This is a genomic window from Paracoccus aestuariivivens, from assembly GCF_009711225.1.
GTDB lineage: Bacteria > Pseudomonadota > Alphaproteobacteria > Rhodobacterales > Rhodobacteraceae > Paracoccus > Paracoccus aestuariivivens.
In genome coordinates, this window is sequence record NZ_WMIE01000047.1 from 1 (window position 1) to 5,554 (window position 5,554).

Sequence of the window (5,554 nt, forward strand, 5' to 3'; positions counted from 1 at the left end):
TTGTTCTATAGTTCTTATAGTTCAACCCGTAATATTATTTAATTTTCAGTATGTTGCGCGATTACAGGTAGGGAATTGGGCCGGACAGGTAGGGAATTGGGCCGGACAGGTAGGGAATTGGGCCGGACAGGTAGGGAATTGGGCCGGAATCGAATGTTGACAGGTAGAGAATTCCTCCACATGAAATCTACCTATGGGGAAGACAATCGACGTGGCGGCGGATCGCGCCTTTGACCAGACGAAAACTGTGCTGCCTGCCGAGGTCGCACGGGGGATCTACATGCGCAATCCGCCGCGCTTGCAGGCCCTCAAACTCATGCATCTGATGATCGCCACAGCGGCAGGGCGTATGGCCGACGAGGTTGAGCATCGAATCCGGCTTTCCGATATCCGGAAGATCGAGGGTATGAAGAACCATGACCGCGAGAGTCTGACCCCGCTGTTTCAGGATTTGGCGGCAGCGGTCCTGACCCATGACGATACTAACAAGAAGGTCGTCACCATCGGCGGGCTGATGGATGAGACGCGCATCGACTACCGCGACGAGGTGAGCGGCGACCTGGTGGTAACATGGTGGTTCGGTCGCACCTTCCGCCGCATGGCGGCGGAGTCAAACCATTGGGCTATCCTCGACAGGCAGACGGTTTTCCACCTCGGCAGCAAGTATTCGGTGCTGCTGTTCCAACACATTTCTAGCCTCGTGAACCTCGACAACATCTCAGCCAAAACCTTCACCGTGTCGGAGTTGCGGGCCGTTCTCGGTGTGGCCGAGGGTAAGCTGCCGCGCTTCGCAAATCTCAAGAAGGATGCGCTGATGCCCGCGATTGCCGACATCAACCAGCTTTCCCGACTGACCTTGACGACCACGCCGAACAAAGTCGGCCGCACTGTCGCCAGCGTCACAATCGGTTGGCAAGTGAAGAAAGACCCGTCAGCGGCCAAGCGTGAGCTGGCTAGCTCCAAAATCGGTCGGGAAGCTCGACGCAACGGAACGGCTGAGACGGTTGCGGCTATCTTCCCTGAGACTGGCGGCCTCACATACAGCCCACACTGGCTCGACTTGAAACGTGCAGCGGGCTGCAACAAGGATAATGACTTGATCGCCTCAGATTTCCGGCGTTTTTGCCGCGACCGGGGGATCGCACTGAATGCCCGTAATATCGAAGAGATCTTTTCGGCCTTCTGCGCCAAGGTGGGCCAGGTATGATCCGCTGTGCGCCCATTGATACGGTCTCAATGTTACCATGAGAAGCCCTATGCGTTACACCCTCGGAGCCGCCGCAAAAGCAACGGGCAAGAGTAAGACCACAATCCAAAGAGCCATATCAAAAGGGCAGATTTCTGCTGAAAGACTGGAAGGTGGTGGCTACTCTATCGATCCATCCGAATTGCACAGGGTGTTTCCAATGATTGGGGTTGCGACGGTATCACGCGACCCAGATATGGACACTTCGAGACCCTCAGATGAGACTCCAGAATTACGAGCGAAACTAGCGATCTCCGAGGCCATGCTGGTCCGAGAGCGAGAAGCTCTGGCCGAGATGCGTCAAGATAGGGACGCATGGAAACAGCAGGCCACAGCGTTACTAGCAGCACCGCCGAAGCGCCGCCGCTGGTGGCCGTGGGCTACTTAATGAGAGCTAGGGAGGCCGCCTGCGCTGCCTTCATCTGTTCTACTGAAAGGCGTGCCGCCTTCATAGAGAGAAATACTCGCAGCTCAGCAGACCCGCCCAGTAGCTGGAAACCCAAATCGGTATAGAATTTCATGCGGCGATCCAAATTATCATCCCTTTTTACATCAAGGATGATAGCAGCAGCTCCAATCTGGTCTGCGGCCTCTACGCTTTTTCTAATGGCATGTGCCATCAGCGCGGACCCAAGCCCATTTCCTTGGCAGCTACTATCGACCCCGATACTCGGAAGATAGATAGCCGGGATCTCGTGCCGCTCGCCCTTCTTTGCCAAAGCGGGCGCTTCTTCCGGCCGCACGCTATGAGCGTTCAACGCATAGAAGCCAACAACCCTACCGTTGTCATCGACCGCGCAGTAAACGCGCAGGCGATTTTCCTTGATCTGGTCACTGATGCTGTTCTTCAGCCAGTTATCAATGCCTTCAAGGCCGCAAGAAAAGGCGCTGCGATCATGCAGCGCCTTGTTAAACAGCGAAATTTTGTATGTTTCAGACGTCGACAAGAACTGACTGGCTCTTCAGGAGGAGTTTCGTCAGAGCTTCGTTTTCTTTTGCAGGAACGTCAACTGCCGCAGCGAAGGCATCAAACTGTGCCTGCGGGAGGACCGTCACGAACTGCGATGCTTCGATGTCTTGGGCTGCTCGGTATGCCGCAGACGCAATGAACGTGCTCTCGTCCATACCGATGAGACGCGCCACCCGCTGGATGGTTTTCTCGACCGTAGGCTTCAGCCGTATCTCTTTGCGCTGCGTTTTCTTCTCGAAAAGAGCAGCTGTGCAATCATGCATCTGGATCATCTTGCGCTCCTAACATTCCGAACAGGGTGTGTGTACGTACCTTATACGTATGCTTTTAATACCGTTTGCAACTTAATTTCACGTAAATGTGCTGAATGAGCGAGATGCAACTAACAATTGTTAGTTGCATCTCGCTCATTTTTAACCTCCTTGTCAAGGGGGTGTAAATAAAAAAATCGCACTTTTATCATGTAGTTGTGTATAACGCACTCATGGTGAATTTGTTGCAGTTTTTGATATGAAACAGCCCGAAAACGATGGTTTGAGCTACTTTGAAGCCCGCATTGCTCGCGAGCTTGCGGCAGTAGAGGATGAGATTCGTAAGCTCGAAGCCGAGGCCGTGACGCTGCGCAGGCAGCTAGGGAAGGCCAAGGCTGAGCGCCTAGGGCTGCAGCACGCTACTCGCAAGAACAGCATGAATCGCGTCCTGACAGAGAATAGTGTCTTGGAGCAACTTCGTAGCACCAGCCCTATCGCCACCAAGGTTTTGTTTAGGAATGCTAAGATGAGCCATCCAGATCTCAAGGAGACCACGTTTAGGACCTACCTGCACCGCATGAAGCAGCGAGGTCTCATCAAGACAGCGAGAAGTGCCGGCCAATGGGAATTAGCACAAGCCGCGCCGGCTCCATCGCCGTGGGAGGAGATCATATCTCGCGCTGCCCTTAAAATAAAAGACATGTAAATCAACGTTATAAATGGTTATAGGTTGATTTCTAACCCTCGTAGGGCCCTGATTCTTGTCCTCGCCTGCCCCGCCCTACGGCCCCTTGATGGGAGCAGCCTGGGGCTGGCTCGTCGCCCTGATCGGCATCCGCGCGGCGAGCACGAATGCCGGTGCCATCCCGATCTCCCTGCAGCGCTATACCAGCGTCGCGGGACTGCTAATCTGGCAGCATTACACTCGCCAAAGCTTGCTTTCAGTCTGTGAAGGCAGCTGACTTATAATCAGCCGGGCGCGTAAGCGTCCCACGGGTTCGAATCCCGTGCCCCCACCCACATAGCCAAACCGATTATCATTCCTCTTCGGGGTCTGCGTCATCCCTCGGCAGTTCGCCCTCCAGAGTAGACCAATCCAGTTTCCCCTTTCGCAGCCCATCTCGCTCCTGCTCTGTAAGATAACCTTTTCCAGTAATAGGCTTCGCTGCCTCGACCGCCTTAGCAGCCACCAAACCATACCCCCCCGAGTCAATCTCGAACATGATGAGACGATGGTTCACCTCTAGCTCATCGCGAACCTCTGCGGCGAACACACCGTGCAGCCTCGTTCTGCGCGAAAGGGATTTAAGGGTTTTGATACTAACCCTTGCTCGTGTTTGCTGGCTCCTCACCATCATCACCGCTAACAAGATAGCCGTTTTTTCAGCCGATAATCTCATTGCACACCCATTATAGACCTTGATTCTGGGTTACCGACAGAAAGACCCAGAATCAAGGTCTATAATGGGATATTGTTGCCCACAGCAATCAGCGGAGCGGCATGAAGGCGCAGCCGGAATGGATTGCCTAGTGGGTTGTCATTCCAAATGACAATTCTGCTCTTCGTGCTATGTTGCCGCCATGTTCAAAGCCGCGATCCGGGTCAATAAGATCAAAACCGTTGCACAGTTGCGCGGGGCCACCCTGCATGCCGAACGCCATGATGAGATCGGCAAGGCGCGGGTGCGGGAGGGGGCGGTGCCGGGGGAAGCCTTGGCATGGTCCAAGGCCGAAGCCAGCGACCGCGACTATCTGGCCGCGTTCAAAGCCCATAAGGCCGAGATGCAGGCCGGCGAACGCAAGAACGCCCCTCTGGCCATGCAGGCGCTCTGCGTGGTGTCGCCGGAATGGGTGCAGGCGGTGGGCGATCTGCATGACCGCGACAACCCCCGCAACATTGCCCTGTTCGATCAGGCCAAGGCATGGGCCGAAAGCTGGGCGGGCAAGGGGGCCGTATTTGGCGCCCGCCTCGATCTCGACGAGAAAGGCGGCGCGGTGGTCGATCTGATGATAGCTCCGGTGCGCAACAGCCGCGCCAAGCTGGTGATCTCTACCCAAAAGGCCTTGGTCGATCTGAAAGCCGCTACGGGCGAGCGCAACGAATACGCCGCCTTGCAGACCTCCTGGGCCGAATGGTGCCGCGCGCATCTCGACCAAAACATCACCCGCGGCCTCAGACGCGAGCTGACGGGGCGTGAGCACCTCTCTCCGGAAACTTATGGTCAAGTCATGGACAAGGCCCGTGAGGCCGTCCAGAGGCCCGCAGAGAGCCTCCTAGGGGTCTTACAGGCCGTTGATCTGTCTTCGGGGGAGACGGAGCTGCTGCGCGACTACCTGCTTCTCAGGGGCGAAATCAGTCGCCACAGAGAGGATCCGCGCAGCTATGCGCCACCAAAGGGCGAAGTTGATCAGGAGTGGGTGGCAAGTACTGCCCCGGAAACGCAGGATCCTTGGAAGCTGATCTCAGCCTTCCGCAAAGGCGCTGAGTATATCCTGACAGCAGCGCAGCGGTTCGGTGTGGGTCTGGACGAACTGCGCCGTCCCGATGGGCATGAAGCCGGTCGTAAATGGTTTCCCGTCTTGGCCGATCGGCTGCATCTGGGGGCGGTGGTCGCCAAATGCGGTGCGTTCTGCGCCCATGCGGAAGCGTTCGTCAAAAACCTGCAGCAGAGCGATTCCAGCCGCAAACTGTATCAGGATCAGCTCTGGCCACACAACGCCACGGAACTGGTCGCGCGCTACAATCGCCACCTCGGCCTTGATTTTCCCCAGCACGTCACAACCGAGCAGAAGCGAGACCGGGGAGTATCCCAACGGCAAGAGGTCGTGAAATTTGACCATCGTTCGGGAAGAACAGGGACAACCCAGCAACGGGACAAGGATGATGGCTGGGAGCGGTGAGGGCTAATCGTTCCTCTCAAAGCCTAATTATCGACAAGCAAACAAGTGGCGTAGCCCTTCTTGTTCTATAGTTCTTATAGTTCAACCCGTAATATTATTTAATTTTCAGTATGTTGCGCGATTACAGGTAGGGAATTGGGCCGGACAGGTAGGGAATTGGGCCGGACAGGTAGGGAATTGGGCCGG

The 5,554-nt window shown here is 55.8% G+C and carries 6 protein-coding genes; 4 read left to right on the top strand and 2 right to left on the bottom strand.

The window, feature by feature from the left end:
- Positions 1-193: 193 nt before the first annotated feature.
- Entirely contained in the window at positions 194-1,207 is a 1,014-nt protein-coding gene (locus GL286_RS21855; RefSeq protein WP_155097672.1) for a replication initiation protein, read from the top strand.
- Between the two features lie 419 nt (positions 1,208-1,626).
- Here GL286_RS21855 and GL286_RS21860 read toward each other — a convergent pair whose 3' ends face one another.
- Together GL286_RS21860 and GL286_RS21865 are read right to left on the bottom strand one after the other, a co-directional pair.
- A complete protein-coding gene (locus GL286_RS21860) occupies positions 1,627-2,193 on the bottom strand; it encodes a GNAT family N-acetyltransferase (protein WP_155097673.1) in 567 nt (188 codons plus the stop codon).
- Positions 2,180-2,488, bottom strand: a complete 309-nt coding sequence (locus tag GL286_RS21865) for a type II toxin-antitoxin system TacA family antitoxin (protein WP_155097674.1) — start codon at positions 2,486-2,488, stop codon at positions 2,180-2,182. The genes GL286_RS21860 and GL286_RS21865 overlap by 14 nt, the downstream gene beginning before the upstream one ends.
- Positions 2,489-2,726: 238 nt before the next feature.
- Between GL286_RS21865 and GL286_RS21870 the strand changes: the two genes are divergently transcribed.
- The 3 genes from GL286_RS21870 to GL286_RS21885 all read left to right on the top strand — a co-directional run bounded on the left by GL286_RS21870 (position 2,727) and on the right by GL286_RS21885 (position 5,368).
- Positions 2,727-3,173, top strand: a complete 447-nt coding sequence (locus GL286_RS21870) for a hypothetical protein (protein WP_155097675.1) — start codon at positions 2,727-2,729, stop codon at positions 3,171-3,173.
- Positions 3,174-3,228: 55 nt separating this feature from the next.
- On the top strand, positions 3,229-3,429 hold the full coding sequence (locus GL286_RS21875; RefSeq protein WP_170295366.1) for a hypothetical protein: 201 nt from the start codon (positions 3,229-3,231) through the stop codon (positions 3,427-3,429).
- Between the two features lie 619 nt (positions 3,430-4,048).
- The gene (locus tag GL286_RS21885) at positions 4,049-5,368 is read left to right on the top strand and encodes a plasmid recombination protein (protein ID WP_155097678.1); all 1,320 of its coding nucleotides are present in this window, start codon (positions 4,049-4,051) and stop codon (positions 5,366-5,368) included.
- Positions 5,369-5,554 lie beyond the last annotated feature (186 nt).

What these genes read in the sequence shown, in the direction of transcription:
- GL286_RS21855 (WP_155097672.1), top strand. Translation starts at nt 194, where the DNA reads ATGGGGAAGACAATCGACGTGGCGGCGGATCGCGCCTTTGACCAGACG.
- GL286_RS21865 (WP_155097674.1), bottom strand. Translation starts at nt 2,488, where the DNA reads ATGATCCAGATGCATGATTGCACAGCTGCTCTTTTCGAGAAGAAAACG.
- GL286_RS21870 (WP_155097675.1), top strand. Translation starts at nt 2,727, where the DNA reads ATGAAACAGCCCGAAAACGATGGTTTGAGCTACTTTGAAGCCCGCATT.
- GL286_RS21885 (WP_155097678.1), top strand. Translation starts at nt 4,049, where the DNA reads ATGTTCAAAGCCGCGATCCGGGTCAATAAGATCAAAACCGTTGCACAG.